This window comes from Streptomyces griseus, assembly GCF_900460065.1.
Classification (GTDB): Bacteria; Actinomycetota; Actinomycetes; order Streptomycetales; family Streptomycetaceae; genus Streptomyces; species Streptomyces griseus.
Genome location: NZ_UAVD01000038.1, coordinates 85,744 through 106,499, shown reverse-complemented (window position 1 = coordinate 106,499; position 20,756 = coordinate 85,744). Strand labels below are relative to the sequence as shown.

Here is a 20,756-nt window from a genome sequence, read left to right as displayed (position 1 = left end):
GGCACCGGCGGCTCTCAGTAGTTCGGAAGGCGGCGGGGGCCGAGGTCGTTCCGGGCGGGTGGCGGGGCCAGCCGGACGCTCGCGCCGAGCACTGTCAGCCCGTGCGGGGCGACGACGACCGGTTCGAGGGCGACGGAGACCACCTCGGGGTGGTCGTCGACCAGCCGGGACAGCCGCAGCAGCAGTTCTTCGAGCGCTGCCGTGTCGACCGGGGCGGAACCCCGCCAGCCGAACAGGACCGGGGCCGCCCTGATGGACCGGATGAGCTCGGCGGCGTCCCGGTCGGTGGCGGGGACCAGCCGGTGCGCGGTGTCGCCGAGCAGTTCGGAGGGCGCGCCCGCGAGGCCGAAGGAGAGGACGGCCCCGGCGGCGGCGTCGATGGAGGCGCGGACGACGGTGTCCACTCCGCGCGGGGCCATCGCCTGGACGACGGGGAGCAGTTCGGCGGGCTTGCCGAGGAGGTCGGTCAGCTCCCCGTACGCCCGGCGCAGCGCCTCCTCGTCGGCGACGTCGAGGCGGACCCCGCCGAGGTCGGCGCGGTGGCGCAGGTGGGGCGCGGTGGTCTTGAGGGCGACCGGGTAGCCGAGCCGGGCCGCCGCGGCGACGGCCGCCTCGGGGTCCGGGGCGGGGAGGGTGGGGCGTACGTCGATGCCGTAGCGGCCGAGCAGTTCGCGGGCCTCGTCGTGGGTGAGCGGGCGGCCGCGCGGGTCGGGGGCGGTGGCGAGCTGTTCCTCGATCAGGGCGGCGGCCCCGGGCTCGTCGATGGTGTCGTCGAGGAACTCGGGGATCTTGCCGGGCACGGCCGCCTGGCGCCGCCACTGGGCGTACTTCACGGCCTCGGCGAGGGCCCGTACGGCGCGTTCGGCGGCGGGGTAGGCGGGGATGCGGCCGGGGGCGTGGTCCCTGGCGGTGTCCGGGGTGGGGCTCGCCGCCGGGGTGGTCTCGGAGGGGGTGGCCGCCCGGGTGGCCGGGTCGGCGCTCGGGGCCCGGGTGGTCTCGGGAGGGGTGGCCGCCCGGGTCCGGTCGGTGGCGGGCGTCACCGTGCGGGGGCGCGGGGCGGCGGTGCTGGAGGCGGCGGCCAGTGCCTCGGCGAGGCCGCCGATCTCGACGTGGACGACGGCCACCGGCTTGGCCGCGCCTGCGGCGACGGCCTTGTGCAGGGCGGTGGCCAGCACTTGTCCGTCACCGGTCTCGGCCTCTCCGTTCTCCCCCACCCACGGGATGGCGGTGACGATCACGGCGTCGCAGGTCCCGTCCGCCAGCGCCTCGGCCAGCGCGTCCCGGAAGTCCTGCGGGGAGGCCGCGGTGGTGAGGTCGATCGGCGGGCGTGGGCGCAGCCCCTCGGCCAGGCAGGCGTCGTACGTCAGCAGGCCGAGGGACTCGGAGTTGCCGAGGATGGCGACCCGGGGGCCGGCCGGGAGCGGCTGGCCCGCCAGCAGGATCCCGGCGTCGACCATCTCCGTCACCGTGTCGACCCGGATGACGCCCGCCTGGCGCATCAGCGCGGAGACCGTGGCGTCGGGGATGCGGCTGACCGGGACGGCGTGGCCGGGCGGGGTGGAGCCGCTGTGCCGGGCCCCCTTGACCACGACGACGGGCTTCACGGCGGCGGTGCGGCGGGCGAGGCGGGTGAACTTCCGGGGGTTGCCGAGCGATTCGAGGTAGAGCAGGGCGACATCGGTGTCCGGGTCCTCGAAGGAGTACTGGAGGAAGTCGTTGCCGGAGACGTCGGCCCGGTTTCCGGCCGAGATGAAGGAGGACAGGCCCGCGCCGCGCCGGTGGAGGCCGGAGAGCAGGGCGATGCCGATCGCGCCGGACTGGGTGAACAGGCCGATCCGGCCGCGGGCGGGCGACTCGGGGGCGAGGGAGGCGTTCAGCCGGACGGACTCGGCGGTGTTGATGATGCCGAAGGCGTTGGGGCCGATGATCCGCATGCCGTACGAGCGGGCCTGGCGGACCAGTTCGCGCTGGAGCTCGCGGCCCTCGGCGCCCCGCTCGGCGTAACCGGCGGAGAGGACGACCAGGCCCTGGACGCCGTGTTCGCCGCAGTCGGCGACGGCCTCGGGGACCCGGTGGGCGGGGACGGCGATGACCGCGAGGTCGACCTGCTCGTCGATCTCGCCGAGGGAGCGGTGGGCGGGTACCCCGTCGAGGGTCGCGAGGCCCTCGTCGAAGGCGCGGTTCACCGCGTACGTACGGCCCCTGTAGCCGGAGGCGAGGAGGTTGCGCAGGACCGTGCGGCCCACTCCGCCGGGGGTGCGGCCGGTGCCGATGACCGCGACGGAGCCGGGGGCGAGCAGGCGCTGCACCGAGCGGGCCTCGGCGCGCTGTTCGCGGCCGCGCTGGACGGCGAGGGACTTCTCGGTGGGTTCGAGGTCGAGGGTGAGGTGGACGGAGCCGTCCTCGAAGCTGCGGCGCTGGGTGTAGCCGCCGTCCCGGAACACCTTGATCATCTTGGTGTTGGCAGGGAGCACCTCGGCGGCGAAGCGCCGGATGCCGCGCTCCCGGGCGACCGCGGCGATGTGTTCGAGCAGGGCGGAGGCGACACCGCGTCCCTGGTGGGCGTCCTGGACGAGGAAGGCGACCTCGGCCTCGTCGGCGGGGGCGGAGGCGGGGCGGCCCTGGTCGTTGATGCGGTCGTAGCGGACGGTTCCGATGAACTCGCCGCCGATCGTGACGGCCAGTCCCACCCGGTCGACGTAGTCGTGATGGGTGAAGCGGTGCACGTCCCGGTCGGATAGGCGCGGATACGGGGCGAAGAACCGGTAGTACTTCGACTCGTCGGACACCTGCTCGTAGAAGCTGACCAGTCGCTCGGCGTCGTCCGTGGTGATCGGCCTGATGCGTGCGGTGCCACCGTCGCGGAGTACCACGTCCGCTTCCCAGTGGTCGGGGTACGCGTGATGCGGACTCTGCTCCGGGGTGGGCTCCATGGGCAAAGCCTACGGCGGGGAGCCCGGTAGCGGACAGGTCGGCGTCCGGGCAGTCTTGGGGGCCCGGACCGGGGCCGTCGGAGCACGGGAGCGGACAGGAGGCCGGGCACAGGACCGGACAGGAGGCCGGGCACAGCACCACGCACTGCATGAGAGACTGGTCTAGACAACCGTTGATATGTGAAGGGCAGAACCATGGCTGAGCGCCGCGTAAACGTCGGTTGGGCCGAGGGCCTGCACGCCCGCCCCGCTTCCATCTTCGTCCGTGCCGCCACGGCTTCCGGCGTCCCCGTGACGATCGCCAAGGCCGACGGCAACCCGGTGAACGCCGCCTCCATGCTGGCCGTGCTCGGTCTGGGCGCGCAGGGCGGCGAGGAGATCGTGCTCGCGTCCGAGGCCGACGACGCCGAGGCCGCGCTGGACCGCCTCGCGAAGCTGGTCGCCGAGGGCCTGGAAGAACTCCCCGAGACCGTCTGACCCGCGCGCCCCGGCCCTGCCGGGGGCGCCGGGTGCGAGAGCCGTGACCCCTCGGAGGGATCACGGCTCTTTCGTGTTCTCGGGAAAGCACCGCGCATCGAAATTCGGGCAGCGCGCCCCGGGGCCCATAATTACTTCTCTTTGTTTACGCCTCTTCTGTTAATAGCGGACGCCCGCAATGTTTACGTCATGTTGCGAAGTGCTCACACGTGGAGCGGGCGCGATACGCCGCCCCGGCGGATGCGGGCGGCGCAGCCGATGGGTCCCGGTGGCGCGTTCCGCGTACTGGGCGGTCAGCGCCCTGGCCCGCTCCGCGTCGCCGCGGGCGACGGCGTCCACGATCGCGCCGCGCTCGGCCCAGGAGTCGACCGGGCGGGCCGGCTGCTCGACCGCGTACATCCAGGCGATCTTGTGGCGGAGCTGGGTGAGCAGGGCGATGAGCCCGGGGCTGCCGGAGGCCTGGGCGAGGGTCTCGTGGAACCAGCCGGCCAGTGAGCGCAGATCGTCGCTCTCGCCGCGGCGGGCCCGCTCCTGCCCCAGCCTGACCAGGCCCCGGAGCACCTTCAGGTGGGCTTCCGTGCGGCGGTGCGCGGCGCGGGCCGCGCCCAGCGGCTCCAGGAGCATCCGCACCTCCAGGAGATCGGCCGCCTCTTGCGCGGTGGGCTCGGCGACGCAGGCGCCCGCATGTCTGCGGGTGACCACGAAGCCCTCGGACTCCAGTGTGCGCAGGGCCTCGCGGACCGGGACGCGGGAGACCCCGTAGCGACGGGCCAGCAACTCCTCGGTGAGGCGGCTGCCCCGCTCGTAGACACCGGAGACGATGTCGTCACGGATTGCCGTGCATACCGAATGCGCGGGAATGCGCATATCCGAACCTCCGCCTTGATCCCCGCGAAACGCGGCCGCCCGATGCCTGTTCCGCGACTCTATGGCAATCTGCCGGAATTTCCGATGGCAGGCCGGAATCCCTGGATATCTTCGGGCCGGAATTACCGAAGGCCCCGGCGGGTGCCGGGGCCTTCGGACGGGGTGGCGCGGGACGGCTCAGACGTTCAGGCCGTGGGAGCGCAGGTAGCCGACGGGGTCCATGTCGGAGCCGTAGTCGGGGGTGGTGCGGGCCTCGAAGTGCAGGTGCGGGCCGGTGGAGTTGCCGGTGGATCCGGAGAGGCCGATCTGCTGGCCGGAGGAGACGCTCTGGCCGACGGAGACACCGATCGAGGAGAGGTGACCGTACTGGGTGTACGTGCCGTCCGTCATCCGCAGCACGATGTTGTTGCCGTACGCGCCGCCCCAGCCGGCCTCGACGACCGTGCCGGCGCCGACGGCGACGACGGAGCTGCCGGAGGCTGCCTGGAAGTCCACGCCGGAGTGGCTGCCGGAGGACCAGAGCGCACCGCCGGTGTTGTAGCCGGTGGTGACGTGGGAGCCGGCGACCGGGAGGTGGAAGGCGTTCAGGCGGGCGCGCTCGGCGGCGCGGGCGGCGCGCGCCTTCTCCTCGCGGACCTCCTTGGCGCGGGCCTCGGCCTTGCGCTCCGCTTCCGCCTTCGCCTTCGCCTTCGCGGCCTTCTCCCGGGCCTCCGCGGCGGCCTTGGCCTTCGCCTTGGCGATCGCGTCGGCCTGCTGCTTCTGGGCGTGGGCCTGCGCGTCTATCTGCTCGGCGAGGGTGGCGTCGAGGGCGACGGCCTGGGTGAGGCCGGTGTCGGCGACCTGGGCGGCCTCGGCGTCCGCGGCGAGGGCCGGGGAGGCGAGCGAGCCGAGGACTCCGGTGGTGGCCAGAGCCGCGATGCCGGCGGCCCGGGCGCTGCGGCGCGTGAGACGGCTCGGGGCACGGTGCTTCCCGGTGGCACGGGTGAACGCCATGGAGGTGCTGATCCTTTCCTTCCTTCTCGCCTACCGGGTTAGCTGACGGGTTCGGAGCAGGAAGGTCTCCTACGGATCCCCGCGCCGGTTCGCGGCACGGGCCTCCGATTCACCCCAGGGACTGCGTGGGTCCCCGGCTCCCCAGGCTCGCGCCTGACGGGGACTCGGCGATGACTGCCCGGCGCCGCGGCTGCGGCATACGGGTGGCGGACAGCCGAGCCGACGCTAGGCGGGGCGACTTCCCATCACCAAACGGACCAGGGGATTTGTCGCACATCCCACAGGGCAGACAGGCAACCTCTCCAACAAAAGGGGCAATCGGAAGCAAGCGCCCAAAAAGGGAAGAACCCCGACGAACATCCCTTCGTCGGGGTTCTCTTCGCGGCGGTGCGCCGCGGGTGGCGCGTCAGCCGGTGACGACGGACACCTCTCCGATGCCGAGGGCCTTCACGGGCTCCTCGATCCGCGCGGCGTCCCCCACGACGACCGTGACCAGCCGGTCGACCGGGAAGGCGCTGACCACGGCGGCGGTCGCCTCCACGGTGCCCGTCTCGGCGAGCCGGGCGTAGAGCTGGGCCTGGTAGTCGTCGGGGAGGTGCTGCTCGACCTGGTCGGCCAGCGTGCTCGCGACGGAAGCGGCGGTCTCGAACTTCAGCGGGGCGACACCCACCAGGTTCTGCACGGCCGTCTCCCGCTCGGCATCGGTCAGCCCCTCGGCGGCCAGCGTGCGCAGGACCTTCCAGAGGTCGTCCAGCGCCGGTCCGGTGGACTCCGTGTCCACCGAGCCGCTGATCGCGAGCATGGCCGCGCCGCCCGAGTCGGGGCCGCTGGAGCGCAGCACCTGGGCGAAGGCCCGCACTCCGTAGGTGTAGCCCTTCTCCTCGCGCAGCACCCGGTCCAGCCGGGAGGTGAGGGTGCCGCCCAGGCAGTAGGTGCCGAGCACCTGGGCGGGCCACACGCGCTCGTGCCGGTCGGCGCCGATGCGGCCGATCAGCAGCTGCGTCTGGACCGCGCCGGGCCGGTCCACGATCACCACGCGGCCGGTGTCGTCCGCGGTGATGGGCGGCACCGGACGGGCCTGGCCGGCGTTGCCCGACCAGTCGCCGAGGGTCTCCGCCAGCAGCGCGTCCAGGTCGACGCCGGTCAGGTCGCCGACGATCACGGCCGTCGCGGTGGACGGCCGGACATGGGCGTCGAAGAAGGCGCGCACGGCGCTCTCGTCGATCCGCCGGACCGTCTCCTCGGTGCCCAGCCGCGGGCGGGACATCCGGGCGGTGGCCGGGAACAGCTCCTTGGAGAGCTGCTTGGCGGCCCGCCGGGACGGGTTGGCGTGCTCGTGCGGGATCTCGTCGAGGCGGTTGCCGACGAGGCGCTCGATCTCGCTCGCGTCGAAGGCCGGGGCCCGCAGCGCCTCGGCGACCAGCCCGAGGGCCTTGGCCAGCCGGGAGACCGGGACCTCCAGGGAGACCCGGACGCCGGGGTGGTCGGCGTGCGCGTCGAGCGTGGCGCCGCAGCGCTCGAGCTCGGCGGCGAACTCCTCGGCGCTGTGCTTGTCGGTGCCCTCGGAGAGCGCCCGCGACATGATCGTGGCCACGCCGTCCAGGCCCTCGGGCTCGGCCTCCAGCGGCGCGTCCAGGAAGATCTCCACCGCGACGACCTGCTGGCCGGGGCGGTGGCAGCGCAGCACGGTCAGCCCGTTGGGAAGGGCGCCTCGCTCGGGCGCCGGGAAGGCCCAGGGGCGGGCCGTGCCGGGCGTGGGCTGCGGGTGGTACTCCATGGCTACTCCAGTCACGGCGGCGTCGCTCACTTGTCCGCCCCCTCGTGCGCGTCGGTGCCCTCGGTGCCTGCCGTGCCCTCGTCGGCCTCGTCGGCCGGCTCGATGGGCTCGTACACCAGCACCGCCCGGTTGTCGGGGCGCAGGCTCGCCTCGGCCGCTGCGCGCACCTCCTCCGCGGTGACCTCCAGGACCCGGCCCACCGCCGTCAGGGCGAGCTGGGGGTCACCGAACAGGACCGCGTACCGGCACAGTTCGTCGGCGCGGCCGGCGACCGTGCCCAGGCGGTCGAGCCACTCGCGCTCCAACTGCGCCTGGGCCCGCTCCATTTCCTCGGGCGTCGGCCCCTCGGCGGCGAACCGGGCGAGCTCCTCGTCGACCGCGGCCTCGATCGTCTCCACCTCGACGCCGCCGGACGTCTTCACGTCCAGCCAGCCCAGCGAGGGCGCCCCGGCGAGCCGCAGCAGGCCGAAGCCCGCCGCCACCGCCGTACGGTCGCGGCGGACCAGGCGGTTGTGCAGCCGGGAGGACTCGCCGCCGCCCAGCACGGTGAGCGCCAGGTCGGCCGCGTCACAGGCACGGGTGCCGTCGTGGGGGAGGCGGTAGGCGGCCATCAGGGCGCGCGCCGGAACCTCCTCGTGGACCACCTCGCGCAGCTGCTCGCCGATGATCGCGGGCAGCGTCCCGTCGCGCGGCGGCTGCTTGCCGTCGTGGGAGGGGATGGAGCCGAAGTACTTCTCGATCCAGGCGAGGGTCTGCTCGGGGTCGATGTCGCCGACCACCGAGAGCACCGCGTTGTTCGGCGCGTAGTACGTACGGAAGAACGCGCGGGCGTCCTCCAGCGTGGCCGCGTCCAGGTCGGCCATGGAGCCGATCGGGGTGTGGTGGTACGGGTGGCCCTCGGGGTACGAGAGGGCGGTCAGCTTCTCGAACGCGGTGCCGTAGGGCACGTTGTCGTAGCGCTGGCGGCGTTCGTTCTTGACGACGTCGCGCTGGTTCTCCATGGACTCCTCGTCGAGCGCGGCGAGGAGGGAGCCCATCCGGTCGGCCTCCAGCCAGAGCGCCAGCTCCACCTGGTGGGTGGGCATGGTCTCGAAGTAATTGGTCCGCTCGAAGCTGGTGGTCCCGTTGAGGGAGCCGCCGGCCCCCTGGACGAGCTCGAAGTGACCGTTCCCCTTGACCTGGCCCGAGCCCTGGAACATCAGGTGCTCGAAGAGGTGAGCCAGACCGGTGCGTCCCTTGACCTCGTGGCGCGAGCCGACGTCGTACCAGAGGCAGACCGCGGCGACCGGGGTCAGATGGTCCTCGGAGAGCACCACACGCAGGCCGTTGGCCAGGCGGTGCTCGGTCGCTGTCAAGCCGCCGGAACCGGCCTGTGCGGTGGCCGTGTGACCCATGGGCATGTACGTCCCTTCGATCGCGATACTGGACTTCCTGCCAGACCTGCCACTCTAAGCAAGCGCACCGGCACCTGGCGAAGTTCCCGATCCTCGGATGTTTCCGTCGATGGTGTCCCGGGCGCTGCCCGGGTGGACCGGCGCGGCCCGCTTCTGCCGGGTCGAGGTCGGCGTTGTCAGTCCGGCGGTCCACAATGGACCGCGTCAGTAGCTCGTGTCGTACCGAACAAGCCCAGGTTGTCCGAACAGAATCCGTGAAGGAGTCGCAGCCGCGATGGCCCGCCGTAGCACGAAGACCCCGCCGCCGCCGGACGACTTCGAGGAGAAGATCCTCGACATCGACGTCGTCGACGAAATGCAGGGCTCCTTCCTCGAGTACGCGTACTCGGTGATCTACTCCAGGGCCCTGCCCGACGCCCGCGACGGCATGAAGCCGGTGCACCGGCGCATCGTGTCCCAGATGAACGAGATGGGGCTGCGCCCCGACCGCGGCTATGTGAAGTGCGCGCGCGTCGTCGGCGAGGTGATGGGCAAGCTGCACCCGCACGGCGACGCCTCGATCTACGACGCCCTGGTGCGCATGGCGCAGCCGTTCTCGATGCGCCTCCCCCTGGTCGACGGCCACGGCAACTTCGGCTCCCTGGGCAACGACGACCCGCCGGCCGCCATGCGGTACACCGAGTGCCGGATGGCCGACGCCACCTCGCTGATGACCGAGGCGATCGACGAGGACACCGTCGACTTCCAGTCCAACTACGACGGCCAGGAGCGCGAGCCGGTCGTCCTCCCCGCCGCCTATCCCAACCTCCTGGTCAACGGGGTCTCCGGGATCGCCGTGGGCATGGCCACCAACATGCCCCCGCACAACCTGGGCGAGGTCATCGCCGCCGCGCGGCACCTGATCAAGCACCCGGGCGCCGACGTCGAGACGCTGATGCGCTTCGTCCCGGGACCCGATCTGCCCACCGGCGGCCGCATCGTCGGGCTGGGCGGCATCAAGGACGCGTACACGGCGGGCCGCGGCTCGTTCAAGATCCGTGCCACCGTCGCCGTGGAGAACGTGACGGCCCGCCGCAAGGGCCTCGTCGTCACCGAACTGCCCTTCACCGTCGGCCCGGAGAAGGTGATCGCCAAGATCAAGGACCTGGTCTCGGCGAAGAAGCTCCAGGGCATCGCCGACGTCAAGGACCTCACCGACCGGGCGCACGGACTGCGGCTGGTCATCGAGGTGAAGAACGGCTTCGTGCCCGAAGCGGTGCTGGAGCAGCTCTACAAGCTGACGCCGATGGAGGAGTCCTTCGGCATCAACAACGTGGCGCTGGTCGACGGCCAGCCGCTCACGCTGGGCCTCAAGGAGCTGCTGGAGGTCTATCTCGACCACCGCTTCGAGGTGGTGCGCCGGCGCAGCGAGTTCCGCCGCACCAAGCGCCGCGACCGGCTGCACCTGGTCGAGGGCCTGCTCGTCGCCCTGCTCGACATCGACGAGGTCATCCGGATCATCCGGGACAGCGACAATTCCGCGCAGGCGAAGGAGCGCCTCATGGCGCACTTCTCGCTGAGCGAGATCCAGACGCAGTACATCCTGGACACCCCGCTGCGCCGGCTCACCCGGTTCGACCGGATCGAGCTGGAGAGCGAGCGGGACAAGCTCAGCGGCGAGATCGACGCGCTGACCGCGATCCTGGAGTCGGACGCGGAGCTGCGCAAGCTGGTCTCCTCGGAGCTGGCCGCCGTGGCGAAGAAGTTCGGCACGGACCGGCGCACGGTGCTGCTGGAGTCGGCCGGCGCGCAGATCGCGTCGGTGCCGCTGGAGGTGGCGGACGACCCGTGCCGGGTGCTGCTCTCCTCGACGGGCCTGCTGGCCCGTACGGCGAACGCGGAGCCGGTCGAGATCTCCGAGGACGCCCGGCGGACCAAGCACGACGTGATCGTGTCGGCGGTGGCGGCGACGGCGCGCGGCGACGTCGGGGCGGTGACCTCCACGGGCCGGATGCTGCGGCTCTCGGTGATCGATCTTCCGCAGTTGCCAAACACGCACGCGGAGCCGAATCTCTCGGGCGGGGCGCAGATCTCCGAGTTCCTCAGCCTGGAGGCGGACGAGGAGCTGGTCTGTCTCACCACCCTGGACGAGTCCTCGCCCGGTCTCGCGATCGGCACCCTCCAGGGCGTGGTGAAACGCGTCGTGCCGGACTACCCGCCCAACAAGGACGAGTTGGAGGTCATCTCCCTCAAGGACGGTGACCGCGTCGTGGGCGCGACCGAACTGCGCACGGGCGAGGAGGACCTGGTGTTCATCACCTCCGACGCCCAGTTGCTCCGCTATCCGGCGGCGTCGGTGCGCCCGCAGGGGCGGCCCGCCGGAGGCATGGCGGGCGTCAAGCTGGCGGCCGGCGCCGAGGTGCTGTCGTTCACGGCGGTGGACCCGGCTTCCGAGGCGATCGTGTTCACGGTGGCCGGCTCGCACGGCACGCTGGACGACTCGGTGCTGACGTCCAAGCTCACCCCGTTCGACCAGTATCCGCGCAAGGGGCGGGCCACCGGCGGGGTGCGCTGCCAGCGGTTCCTCAAGGGGGAGGACGTCCTGGTGTTCGCCTGGGCGGGCCCGACCCCGGCCCGGGCCGCGCAGAAGAACGGCACCCCGGCGAAGCTGCCCGCGCCGGACCCGAGGCGGGACGGCTCGGGCACGCCGCTGCTGGAGCCGGTGGCCGTGATCGCGGGACCGCCGCTGTAGGCGGCCCCGGCCGCACGGCGGGGAGCGGTCGCGGAAGGTGTCACGCCTCCGCGGCGGCTTCCCGTACGTCCCCGGGGTCCTCCAGTCCGTCCGCGAGGCCCTCCGGTCCGTCCGCGGGGTCCGGCTCCTGGTGTACGTACCGGAGCACGCCCCACATCGCGCGTTCGGTGACCGAGCTGTCGACGGGGTCGGCGGGCGTCCCGGGAGCGGGATCATCCGTGCGGCAGGCGGCGAGTCCGGCCAGCAGCGCCCCGGCGTCGATGCCCGCGCCGATCATGACGAGCTGGGTGAGCCGCTCGTCGCCGCGTGCCCACGGGCGGGGCACGAAGCGCAGGAAGCGGCCCACGGCGTGCAGCGCGTAGGCGTTGTCCCGGTCCCCCGCGCCGAAGTCCGCGAACCCCTTGATCCGGTAGAGCCCCTCGGGCCGGGAGTCGAGGAACTCCATGAAGCGGCGCGGGTCCAGTGGCACGTCCGAGGTGAAGTCGACGCTCTCGTACGCGGCGTGGAGGTGGTCGTCGTGCCTCTCGTGCCCGTCGGCCGTCTCCTCCCGCAGCAGGTCCTCGAAGGTGAGCTGGCGGACCTTGTCCTCGTGGTCCGGCCGCAGGGCCGGGTCGAAGAGGAGCTCGGGGTCGATCCGGCCGTGGACGGCGGAGATCACGGCGGCCGGGCCGCTCAGCTCCGCGACCATCGCCCGCAGCCGCTCCCGCTCCGCCTCCCCCACCCGGTCGGTCTTGTTCAGCACGACGAGGTCGGCGACGGCGAGATGGCGGTCGAGCTCCGGATGGCGTCGGCGGGTGCTGTCGAACTCCGCCGCGTCGACGACCTCGACGAGGCCCCCGTACAGGATGTGCGGGTTGTCGCTGGCCAGCAGCATGCGGACGAGTTCCTGGGGTTCGGCAAGTCCGCTCGCCTCGATGACGATCACGTCCAGTCGGGCGGACGGCCGGGTCAGCGTCTCCAGGAAGGTGTCGAGTTCGCTCGCGTCGACGGCGCAGCACAGGCAGCCGTTGCCCAGCGAGACGGTCGAGCCGACCTGCCCCGAGACGGTCATGGCGTCGATCTCGATGGCCCCGAAGTCGTTGACGATCACGCCGATCCGGGTGCCCGCGCGGTTGCGGAGCAGATGGTTCAGGAGCGTGGTCTTGCCGGAGCCGAGGAAGCCCGCCAGGACGACGACCGGGATCTGCGGGGTGCGGGGCAGGGTCAACGGGGGCCTTCCTGGGGCGTCGTCAGGGTGCCGGGACCGGCTGCGGCGGGGGTGCGCCGACGTAGCGGGCCGCCGGGCGGATGATCTTCGAGTCCTCCGCCTGTTCCAGGATATTGGCGCTCCAGCCGATCACCCGTGCCGCACAGAACGTGGGGGTGAACATCGCGCGCGGCAGCCCGCACAGCTCCATGACCACCCCGGCGTAGAACTCCACGTTGGTGTGCAGTTCCCGGCCCGGCTTGAGCTCGGCCAGGATGGACTCGACCTGCCGTTCCACCTCGACGGCGAAGTCGACGAGCGGTCCGCCGAAGCCCTGTGCGAGGGACTTGAGCATGCGGGAGCGCGGGTCCTCGGTGCGGTAGACGGGGTGGCCGAAGCCCATGATGCGGCGGCCCGAGAGGACCTGTTCGCGGATCCAGCCGTCGATGCGGTCCGGGGTGCCGATGGCGTCCAGGGTGTCCAGGGCGCGGCTGGGGGCCCCGCCGTGCAGCGGTCCGGAGAGCGCGCCGACCGCCGCGACCAGGCAGGCGGCCAGATCGGCTCCGGTGGAGGCGACGACCCGGGCGGTGAAGGTGGAGGCGTTGAAGCCGTGGTCGACGGTGGAGACGAGGTACTGCTCGACGGCCCTGGCGTGCTCGGGCTCCGGCTCCGCCCCGGTCAGCATGTACAGGTAGTTCGCGGCGTGCGGCAGGTCCTCCCGGGGCTCGACCGGCTGGAGCCCCTGGCCCAGGCGGTGGAGGGCGGTGAGGATCGTGGGGACGGCCGCGCAGACCGTGAGCGCGTCCTGGCGCCGCCGCTCGGTTCCGATGTCGTACACCGGGCGGAATCCGGCCGAGGCGCCCAGCAGGGACAGCGCGGTGCGCAGTCCGGCGAGGGGGCCGGAGACGGCGCCGGCCCGGGCGATGGCGGGCAGCGCGTCGCGCACCTCGGCGGGCAGGGTGCGCAGCGCGGCCGTGCGGGCGGCGAAGTCGGCGGCGGCCGCCCGGTCCGGCAGTTCGCCGTGGACCATCAGGTACCAGACGTCCTCGAAGCCGCGCGTCCGCGCGAGCTCGATCGCCGAGTACTGGCGATAGTGGTAGAAGCCCTCACGGCCGCGCACATCGCCGAGGGCGGTGTCGGTGACGACGACGCCGGCGAGACCGCGGGGGACGGCAGGGGTGGTGGTCATGGCTGGTCTCTTCTCTCTTTCCGACCCACGGAACATTGATTCGACTGTCTATGCTTGACTCGAATTCTGTCAATGTTGATTGAATCAATACATGAGTGGGCCTCTTGCCTCTTCTCATGGATTCAGGATGGATACGGTGGTCGGCATGACGGATCGATCAGCACCCGACGAGCAGGGGCCGCCCCGGCTCACCACCCGGGAGGCCGCCGAGCTGCTGGGCGTGAAGCCGGCGACGGTGTACGCCTACGTCAGCCGGGGCCAGCTGAGCAGCGCCCGGGCGCCCGGGGGGCGGGGCAGCACGTTCGACGCCGACGAGGTCGCAGCGCTGGCCCGGCGCTCGGGGCGCAGGGACGCCTCCCCGGCCGGGGGCGACCTGTCCTTCCGTACCGGCATCACCCTCATCGAGGACGACCGCTGCTTCTTCCGCGGGGTCGACGCGACGGAGCTGGCCGGGACCCACAGCTACGAGGAGGTCGCCGAGTGGCTGTGGACGGGGGAGCCGAGCCCCGGCGCCCGGTTCACCGCGACCGCCGCGACCCTCGCGGCGGCTCGTCGGACGGTCGGCGCGCTGCCCGCGCACAGCGGGTCGACGGACCGGCTGCGGGTGGCGGTGACCGCCGCTGCGGCGACGGATCCGCTGCGGTTCGACCTGTCGCCCGAGGCGGTGCTCGGCAGTGCCCGGAGCCTGATCCCGACGCTGGTGGGCGCCCTGCCGGCAGTGGGCGACCCGGCGGACGGCGACGGCTCCCTGGCGCGTGGACTCTGGTCACGGCTCACCGCGGAGCCGGCCGACGCCCCGTCCCTGGCCGTGCTGGACGCCGCCCTGACCCTCCTGATCGACCACGACCTGGCCGCCTCCACCCTGGCCGCTCGGGTCGCCGCCTCCGCTCGGGCCCACCCGTACGCCGTGGTCTCGGCGGGTCTCGGCGTGCTGGAGGGGCCGCTCCACGGGGCGGCCAGCGGGCTCGCGCACCGGATGCTCCGGGAGGCGGTGGACCGGGGCAGCGCGGTCCCCGTGGTCGCCGATCACCTGCGGACCGGGCGGCGGGTGCCGGGCCTGGGCCATCGGCTCTACCGGGGCGAGGACCCGCGGGCCACGGCCCTGTTCGCCCTGCTGGAGGACGTGCCGCAGGCCGCCGGGGCGCTGTCGGCGGCCCGCGAGGTGGTCGGGACGACGGCGCGGCACGCTCCGCTGCACGCCAACATCGACCTGGCCCTGGCCGTCCTGTCCGTCTCCCGGGGGATGCCGGCGGACGCGGGCGAGACGGTGTTCGCGGTGTCCCGCACGGCGGGCTGGATCGCCCACGCGCTGGAGGAGTACGGGGAGCGCCCCCTGCGCATCCGCCCCACCGGGCAGTACACGGGCCCCCGGCCGCCCCAGCCGCTGCCCGGCCCCGAAACGGGCTCCCAGGTCCGGACCAGAGGCTCGGGCAGCGCAAATTAGCTACGGATCACAGGGAATTCTCGCGCGGCGGCTGCGCGGTGGACCCGCGCACCACCAGCTCCGGCTCGAACAGCAGCTCGTCCGAGGGGACGGTCCGCCCGCCGATCTGCACCGAGAGCAGTTCCACGGCCGCCCGCCCCATGGCCTCGATGGGCTGGCGGACGGTGGTCAGGGGCGGCTCGGTGCAGTTCATGAAGGCCGAGTCGTCGTAGCCGACGACCGACACGTCGGCGGGCACCGAGAGACCGCGCCGGCGGGCGGCGCGCACCGCGCCCAGCGCGAGCGGGTCGCTCGCGCAGATGATGCCGGTGACGCCCCGGTCCAACAGCCGCATCGCGGCGGCCTGCCCGCCCTCCAGCGAGAACATCGCACGGGCCACCCACTCGTCGGGCACGGTCGTGCCCGCTTCCTCGGCGAGCACCCGGGCGGCGGCCAGCTTGCGCTGCGAGGGCACGTGGTCGGAGGGGCCGAGGACCAGACCGATGCGCTCGTGGCCGAGCGAGACGAGGTGCCGCCAGGCCTGCTCGACGGCGACGGAGTCGTCGCAGGAGACGCCCGGGAAGCCGAGGTGGGCGATGGCCGCGTTGATGAGCACGACGGGGATCTTGCGGTCGGCGAGCACCTGGTAGTGGTCGTGCGGGGCGTCGGCCTGGTGGTAGAGCCCGCCCGCGAAGACCACGCCGGAGACCTGCTGCTGGAGGAGCAGTTCGACGTAGTCGGCCTCGGAGACGCCGCCCTTGGTCTGGGTGCAGAGCACCGGGGTCAGCCCCTGCTGGGCGAGCGCGCCGCCGACCACCTCGGCGAACGCCGGGAAGATCGGGTTCTGCAGCTCGGGCAGGACGAGACCGACCAGCCGGGCCCGTTCACCGCGCAGCTGGGTCGGGCGCTCGTACCCGAGGACGTCCAGCGCGGAGAGGACGGCCTGCCGGGTGGCGTCGGAAACGCCCGGCTTGCCGTTCAGCACCCGGCTGACCGTCGCCTCGCTGACTCCCACTTTCTGGGCCACCTGAGCAAGTCGTCGCGTCATGAGCGCAAGATTAGCGCAAGAAGTGCAAGAAGATTGCGTTGAGGGAGAACTCCTCGGAGACGCTCCAGGAACGCTCACAGAGACAGCGCCGCGAAGCAAGGGGCGCGGACGGCAAAGGCCCGCGGAGTCCGTCCGGAACCCGTCGGAATTTCCGCCCCGGCCGCCCGGCGCTTACCGTCTCTACGATGAACGCCCCACCGACCCCCGGCAGGGGACCTCGCCGGTTCGGCTGGCCCCAGCGGGTCTTCTCCCAGGTCCTGCTGATGCAGCTGGCCATCATCACCGGTGTGACGGTCCTGGTGACCGGCCTGTTCCTGGCCCCCCTCAGCGACCAGCTGGACGACCAGGCGATGCGCCGCGCCCTCGCCATCGCCCAGAGCACCGCCGCCCAGCCGGGGATCGTGAAGGACCTGAGCAGCACGGACCCGTCGGCGCGGGGCCCGGTCCAGTCGGCCGCCGAACGGATCAGGCGGGCGACCGGAGCGGAGTACGTCGTCGTCATGAACCAGCGCGGGGTGCGCTGGTCGCACCCCGACACCCACCGGATCGGCGCGATCGTCTCCACCGACCCCGGCGAGGCGCTGGGCGGCCGCGAGGTGATGGAGATCGACAGCGGCACCCTCGGCCGCTCGGCACGGGGCAAGGTGCCGTTGTTCGGCCCGTCCGGCGACGTGATCGGCGCGGTGTCGGTGGGCATCTCCTACGACAGCGTCCGCGCCCGGCTCCTCGGGGCGATCCCGGGGCTGCTCGCGTACGCGGGCGGAGCCCTGGCCGTCGGGGCGCTCGCCGCGTACCTGATCTCCCGCCGCCTGCAACGGCAGACCCACGACCTGGCGTTCTCCGACATCTCCGCGCTGCTGACGGAGCGCGAGGCCATGCTGCACGGCATCCGCGAAGGGGTCGTCGCCCTGGACGGGACCGGCCGCGTCCGACTGCTGAACGACGAGGCGCAGCGGCTGCTGGGCGTGGGCCCGGAGGCCGCGGGCCGGACGCTGGAGGAGGTGCTGGGCGAGGGCCGGACCGCGGACGTGCTGGCCGGGCGGGTGGTCGGCGACGACCTGCTGGCGGTACGGGGCAACCGGGTGCTGCTGGCCAACCGGATGCCCACGGACGACGGCGGGGCCGTGGTGACCCTGCGCGACCGGACGGAGCTGGAGAACCTGGGCCGCGAGCTCGACTCCACCACCGGGCTGATCGACGCCCTGCGCGCCCAGGACCACGAGCACGCCAACCGGCTGCACACCCTGCTCGGGCTGCTGGAGCTGGAGATGCACGAGGACGCGATGGAGTTCGTCACGGAGGTGGTGGGCGTACACCGGGCGACGGCCGAGCAGGTCACCGAGAAGGTCCAGGACCCGCTGCTGGCCGCCCTCCTGGTGGGCAAGGCGACGGTCGCCGCCGAGCGCGGCGTGGCGCTGCGACTGGCTCCCGGCACCCTGCTCCCGGACCGGGTGGTCGATCCCCGGGGCCTGGTCACCGTCATGGGCAACCTCGTCGACAACGCCACGGACGCGGCGGCCGGATCGGAGCGGGCGCGGATCGAGGTCGGGCTGTGCGCGGAGGGACGTACGGTGATCCTGGAGGTGCGCGACAGCGGCCCCGGCGTTCCCCCGGAGCAGCACGCGTCCATCTTCACGGAGGGGTGGTCCACCAAGGAGGTCCCGGCGCACGGCAAGCGCGGTTTGGGGCTCGCCCTCGTCCGGAGGCTCGCGGAGCGTCAGGGAGGCAGAGTGACGGTGTCCGGAGCGGACGGAGGCGGTGCGGTGTTCACGGTCGTGCTGCCGGAGGCGCTGAGGGAGCCCGGGCCGCGGGCGCAGGCCGGACCCGACGCCCCGCCGTCCGCCGCCTGTCCGGCCACGACGGGAGAGCGGCCGTGATCCAGGTCCTGGTCGTGGACGACGACGTCCGGGTGGCGCAGATCAACGCGGCGTACGTCGCCAAGGTCCCCGGCTTCCGGGTGGTCGCGCAGGCCCACTCGGCGGCCGCGGCGCTGGAGACGGTCGAACGGGTCCCGGTGGACCTGGTCCTGCTGGACCACTACCTGCCCGACCGCAACGGCCTCGCCGTCGTACGGGAACTGCGCCGTCTGGGTCATCAGGTCGACGTGATCATGGTGACGGCGGCCCGGGACGTCGCGACCGTGCAGGACGCGATGCGGCACGGCGCGCTCCAGTACCTGGTGAAGCCGTTCACGTACGCGGGCCTGCGCTCGAAGCTGGAGGCGTACGCGGCGCTGCGGCAGGCGCTCGACGGGGGCGGGGAGGCCGAGCAGGCACAGGTGGACCGACTCTTCGGCGCGCTGTGGGCGGCGGACGAGCCGGCCCTCCCCAAGGGCCACTCCCCCACCACGGCCGAGCTCGTCCGAGGGGCCCTGCGCGGAGCCGACGGCCCGCTCTCCGCCCAGGAGATCGCGGACAGCGCGGGGATGAGCCGCCAGACGGCCCAGCGCTATCTGAAGCTGCTGGAACGCACCGGCAAGGTCCGGCTGACGCTGCGCTACGGGGAGACCGGGCGCCCGGAACACCGGTACGCCTGGGCGGCCGGCTGAGCCGCCTCAAGCCCGTACGCGCTCTGTCCTGGCGCCCGTCGGCCCGTACGAGCCTGCCCGGGCGCCCGCCGGCCCCGTACGCGCCCTGCCCGGGCGCCCGCTCCCCTCAGGCCGCCCCGGCCCCCGTCAGCGCCCGGACCTCGGCCTCGGCGTGCTTGGCCTCGTCGGGCGGCTCGGGCGAGGTGACCGTACCGAGCCAGCCGGCCAGGAAGCCCAGCGGAATGGAGACCAGCCCCGGGTTCTCCAGGGGGAAGACCTGGAAGTCGACGCCGGGGAACAGGGACGTGGGGCTGCCCGAGACCACGGGTGAGAGCAGCACCAGGACGACCGCCGGGAGGAGGCCGCCGTACACGGCCCAGACCGCTCCCCGGGTGGTGAAGCCGCGCCAGAACAGGGAGTAGAGCAGCGCGGGGAGGTTCGCCGAGGCAGCCACGGCGAAGGCCAGGCCCACCAGGAAGGCCACATTGAGGTCCTGGGCGAGCAGTCCGAGTCCGATCGCGACCGCGCCGGTTCCCGCGGCGGCGATACGCGCCACGGCGACCTCGCCGCGCTTCCGGCGCCCGGGGCGGCGGAGCGTGGCGTACAGGTCGTGGGCGACGGACGCGGACGAGGCCAGCGTGATGCCCGCGACGACGGCCAGGATGGTGGCGAAGGCGATGGCGGCGACCAGGGCGAAGAGAATCGTTCCGCCGGTGGAGCCCTCACCGCCGCCCAGACGGAGCGCCAGCAGCGGGACCGCGGTGTTGCCCGCCGCGTTCGAGGCGCGGACCTCGGCCGAGCCGACGAGGGCGGCGGCGCCGAATCCGAGCACGATCGTCATCAGGTAGAAGCCGCCGATCAGCCCGATGGACCAGACGACGGAGCGGCGCGCGGCGCGGGCGGTGGGCACGGTGTAGAAGCGCGACAGGATGTGCGGCAGCCCCGCCGTGCCGAGGACGAGGGCGACGCCCAGGCTGATGAAGTCGAGGCGCGAGGTCAGGTCCCCGCCGTAGCGCAGGCCGGGCGCGAGGAAGTCCTCGCCGTGGCCGCTGCGTTCGGCCGCCGTGCCGAGCAGGGTGTTGATGTTCCCGTGGAAGTGGACCAGGACGAGCACGGTCAGCGCGACGGCTCCCGCCATCAGCAGGACGGCCTTGACGATCTGGATCCAGGTGGTGGCGCGCATGCCGCCGAAGGACACGTAGACCACCATGAGCGCGCCGACCCCGACGACCGTCCAGGACCGGGCCGCGTCGCTCGTGCCGCCGAGCAGCAGGGCCACCAGGCTGCCCGCGCCGACCATCTGGGCGACCAGGTAGAGCACGGAGACGGTGACGGACGAGATACCGACGGCGGTACGCACCGGTCGCTCCGCCATCCGCGCCGCGACCACGTCGGCCAGGGTGAACCGGCCGCAGTTGCGGACGAGTTCGGCGACGAACAGCAGGACGACCAGCCAGGCGACGAGGAAGCCGACCGAGTAGAGCATGCCGTCGTAGCCGAAGAGGGCGATCAGCCCGGAGATCCCGAGGAAGGAGGCCGCCGACATGTAGTCGCCGGCGAGGGCGAATCCGTTCTCCATCGGCGAGAACAGCCGCCCGCCGGCGTAGAACTCCTCGGCGGAGCCCTTCCGGCCGCGGCCGACCCGGGTGGTGATGAACAGCGTCACCGCGATGAACGCGCTGAACAGCAGCAGGGCGAGTGTCTGGTGGTCGCCTCTCAACGTCCGGGCCCTCTCGTCGTCTCCGGGCCGAGGCCCCGGGTCATCTCCTGGGTGTCCCAGCGCAGATCGAGTGCGGCCCGGTCCCTGCGCAACCGCGCGTGGCGTGCGTACGCCCAGGTGAGCAGGAAGGTGGTGAGGAACTGGCCGAGACCCGCCACCATCGCGACGTTGACGGCTCCGGCGACCGGGCGGGCCATCAACTCGGGCGCGGTGGTGGCGGCGACGACGTAGGCGAGATACCAGAGGAGGAAGGCGAGGGCGGCGGGAGCCACGAAGCGGCGGTAGCGGCGGCGCACCTCGCGGAAGGCCGCGCTGCGGTGCACCTCCAGGTAGATGTCGGCCGCGCTGGGCTCGGGGCCCGGCCCCGCGACGGCGGGCGCGTCGAGGTCCCCGACGGGTGCGGCCGTGCCGTCCCGGCCGCACCCGTCGGGGACCGGTACGTCGTCCCACGGGTCGTCGAGCCGCACCCCCGCGGCCTCCGGCCCTGCTTC

15 protein-coding genes and 1 riboswitch are annotated in these 20,756 nt (G+C 72.9%); of the genes, 5 read left to right on the top strand and 10 right to left on the bottom strand.

Annotated elements, in window-relative coordinates; translation table 11 throughout:
• Positions 1 to 14 precede the first annotated feature (14 nt).
• Positions 15 to 2,933, bottom strand: a complete 2,919-nt coding sequence (locus DTB53_RS27555) for a bifunctional acetate--CoA ligase family protein/GNAT family N-acetyltransferase (RefSeq protein WP_003965749.1) — start codon at positions 2,931 to 2,933, stop codon at positions 15 to 17.
• A 195-nt stretch (positions 2,934 to 3,128) separates the two neighbouring features.
• Between DTB53_RS27555 and DTB53_RS27550 the strand changes: the two genes are divergently transcribed.
• Complete coding sequence (locus DTB53_RS27550) at positions 3,129 to 3,410, top strand: HPr family phosphocarrier protein (protein WP_012378711.1); 282 nt, start codon at positions 3,129 to 3,131, stop codon at positions 3,408 to 3,410.
• A 159-nt stretch (positions 3,411 to 3,569) separates the two neighbouring features.
• On the opposite strand, the gene DTB53_RS27545 is transcribed toward DTB53_RS27550, so the two are convergent.
• The 4 genes from DTB53_RS27545 to DTB53_RS27530 form a co-directional block, all read right to left on the bottom strand.
• Positions 3,570 to 4,277, bottom strand: a complete 708-nt coding sequence (locus DTB53_RS27545) for a GntR family transcriptional regulator (RefSeq protein ID WP_003965751.1) — start codon at positions 4,275 to 4,277, stop codon at positions 3,570 to 3,572.
• 177 nt (positions 4,278 to 4,454) lie between these two features.
• Complete coding sequence (locus DTB53_RS27540; RefSeq protein WP_012378712.1) at positions 4,455 to 5,270, bottom strand: M23 family metallopeptidase; 816 nt, start codon at positions 5,268 to 5,270, stop codon at positions 4,455 to 4,457.
• Between the two features lie 13 nt (positions 5,271 to 5,283).
• Positions 5,284 to 5,450: riboswitch (cyclic di-AMP (ydaO/yuaA leader) on the bottom strand.
• 226 nt (positions 5,451 to 5,676) lie between these two features.
• On the bottom strand, positions 5,677 to 7,047 hold the full coding sequence (locus tag DTB53_RS27535; RefSeq protein ID WP_042495924.1) for a M16 family metallopeptidase: 1,371 nt from the start codon (positions 7,045 to 7,047) through the stop codon (positions 5,677 to 5,679).
• A 26-nt stretch (positions 7,048 to 7,073) separates the two neighbouring features.
• Positions 7,074 to 8,447 (bottom strand): M16 family metallopeptidase, encoded by a 1,374-nt coding sequence (locus tag DTB53_RS27530; RefSeq protein WP_003965755.1) that lies wholly within the window; start codon positions 8,445 to 8,447, stop codon positions 7,074 to 7,076.
• Positions 8,448 to 8,715: 268 nt separating this feature from the next.
• Between DTB53_RS27530 and DTB53_RS27525 the strand changes: the two genes are divergently transcribed.
• Entirely contained in the window at positions 8,716 to 11,172 is a 2,457-nt protein-coding gene (locus DTB53_RS27525) for a DNA gyrase/topoisomerase IV subunit A (RefSeq protein WP_012378714.1), read from the top strand.
• Positions 11,173 to 11,212: 40 nt separating this feature from the next.
• Here DTB53_RS27525 and DTB53_RS27520 read toward each other — a convergent pair whose 3' ends face one another.
• Both DTB53_RS27520 and DTB53_RS27515 read right to left on the bottom strand, forming a co-directional pair.
• Entirely contained in the window at positions 11,213 to 12,379 is a 1,167-nt protein-coding gene (locus DTB53_RS27520; protein WP_012378715.1) for a CobW family GTP-binding protein, read from the bottom strand.
• 22 nt (positions 12,380 to 12,401) lie between these two features.
• Positions 12,402 to 13,547: a citrate synthase/methylcitrate synthase gene (locus tag DTB53_RS27515; protein WP_003965759.1), complete on the bottom strand. Its 1,146-nt coding sequence runs from the start codon at positions 13,545 to 13,547 to the stop codon at positions 12,402 to 12,404.
• 145 nt (positions 13,548 to 13,692) lie between these two features.
• On the opposite strand from DTB53_RS27515, the gene DTB53_RS27510 reads away from it, so the two are divergent.
• On the top strand, positions 13,693 to 14,991 hold the full coding sequence (locus DTB53_RS27510) for a citrate synthase (protein WP_012378716.1): 1,299 nt from the start codon (positions 13,693 to 13,695) through the stop codon (positions 14,989 to 14,991).
• A 7-nt stretch (positions 14,992 to 14,998) separates the two neighbouring features.
• On the opposite strand, the gene DTB53_RS27505 is transcribed toward DTB53_RS27510, so the two are convergent.
• Positions 14,999 to 16,018, bottom strand: coding sequence for a LacI family DNA-binding transcriptional regulator (locus tag DTB53_RS27505; RefSeq protein ID WP_012378717.1), 1,020 nt, complete (start codon positions 16,016 to 16,018; stop codon positions 14,999 to 15,001).
• Positions 16,019 to 16,203: 185 nt separating this feature from the next.
• On the opposite strand from DTB53_RS27505, the gene DTB53_RS27500 reads away from it, so the two are divergent.
• Entirely contained in the window at positions 16,204 to 17,895 is a 1,692-nt protein-coding gene (locus tag DTB53_RS27500) for an ATP-binding protein (RefSeq protein WP_003965762.1), read from the top strand.
• Entirely contained in the window at positions 17,892 to 18,566 is a 675-nt protein-coding gene (locus tag DTB53_RS27495; RefSeq protein WP_003965763.1) for a response regulator, read from the top strand. The genes DTB53_RS27500 and DTB53_RS27495 overlap by 4 nt, the downstream gene beginning before the upstream one ends.
• 106 nt (positions 18,567 to 18,672) lie before the next feature.
• Here DTB53_RS27495 and DTB53_RS27490 read toward each other — a convergent pair whose 3' ends face one another.
• Positions 18,673 to 20,265: a monocarboxylic acid transporter gene (locus DTB53_RS27490; RefSeq protein ID WP_012378718.1), complete on the bottom strand. Its 1,593-nt coding sequence runs from the start codon at positions 20,263 to 20,265 to the stop codon at positions 18,673 to 18,675.
• Positions 20,262 to 20,732, bottom strand: coding sequence for a DUF485 domain-containing protein (locus DTB53_RS27485; RefSeq protein ID WP_030703551.1), 471 nt, complete (start codon positions 20,730 to 20,732; stop codon positions 20,262 to 20,264). Before DTB53_RS27485 ends, DTB53_RS27490 begins: the two co-directional genes overlap by 4 nt.
• Positions 20,733 to 20,756 lie beyond the last annotated feature (24 nt).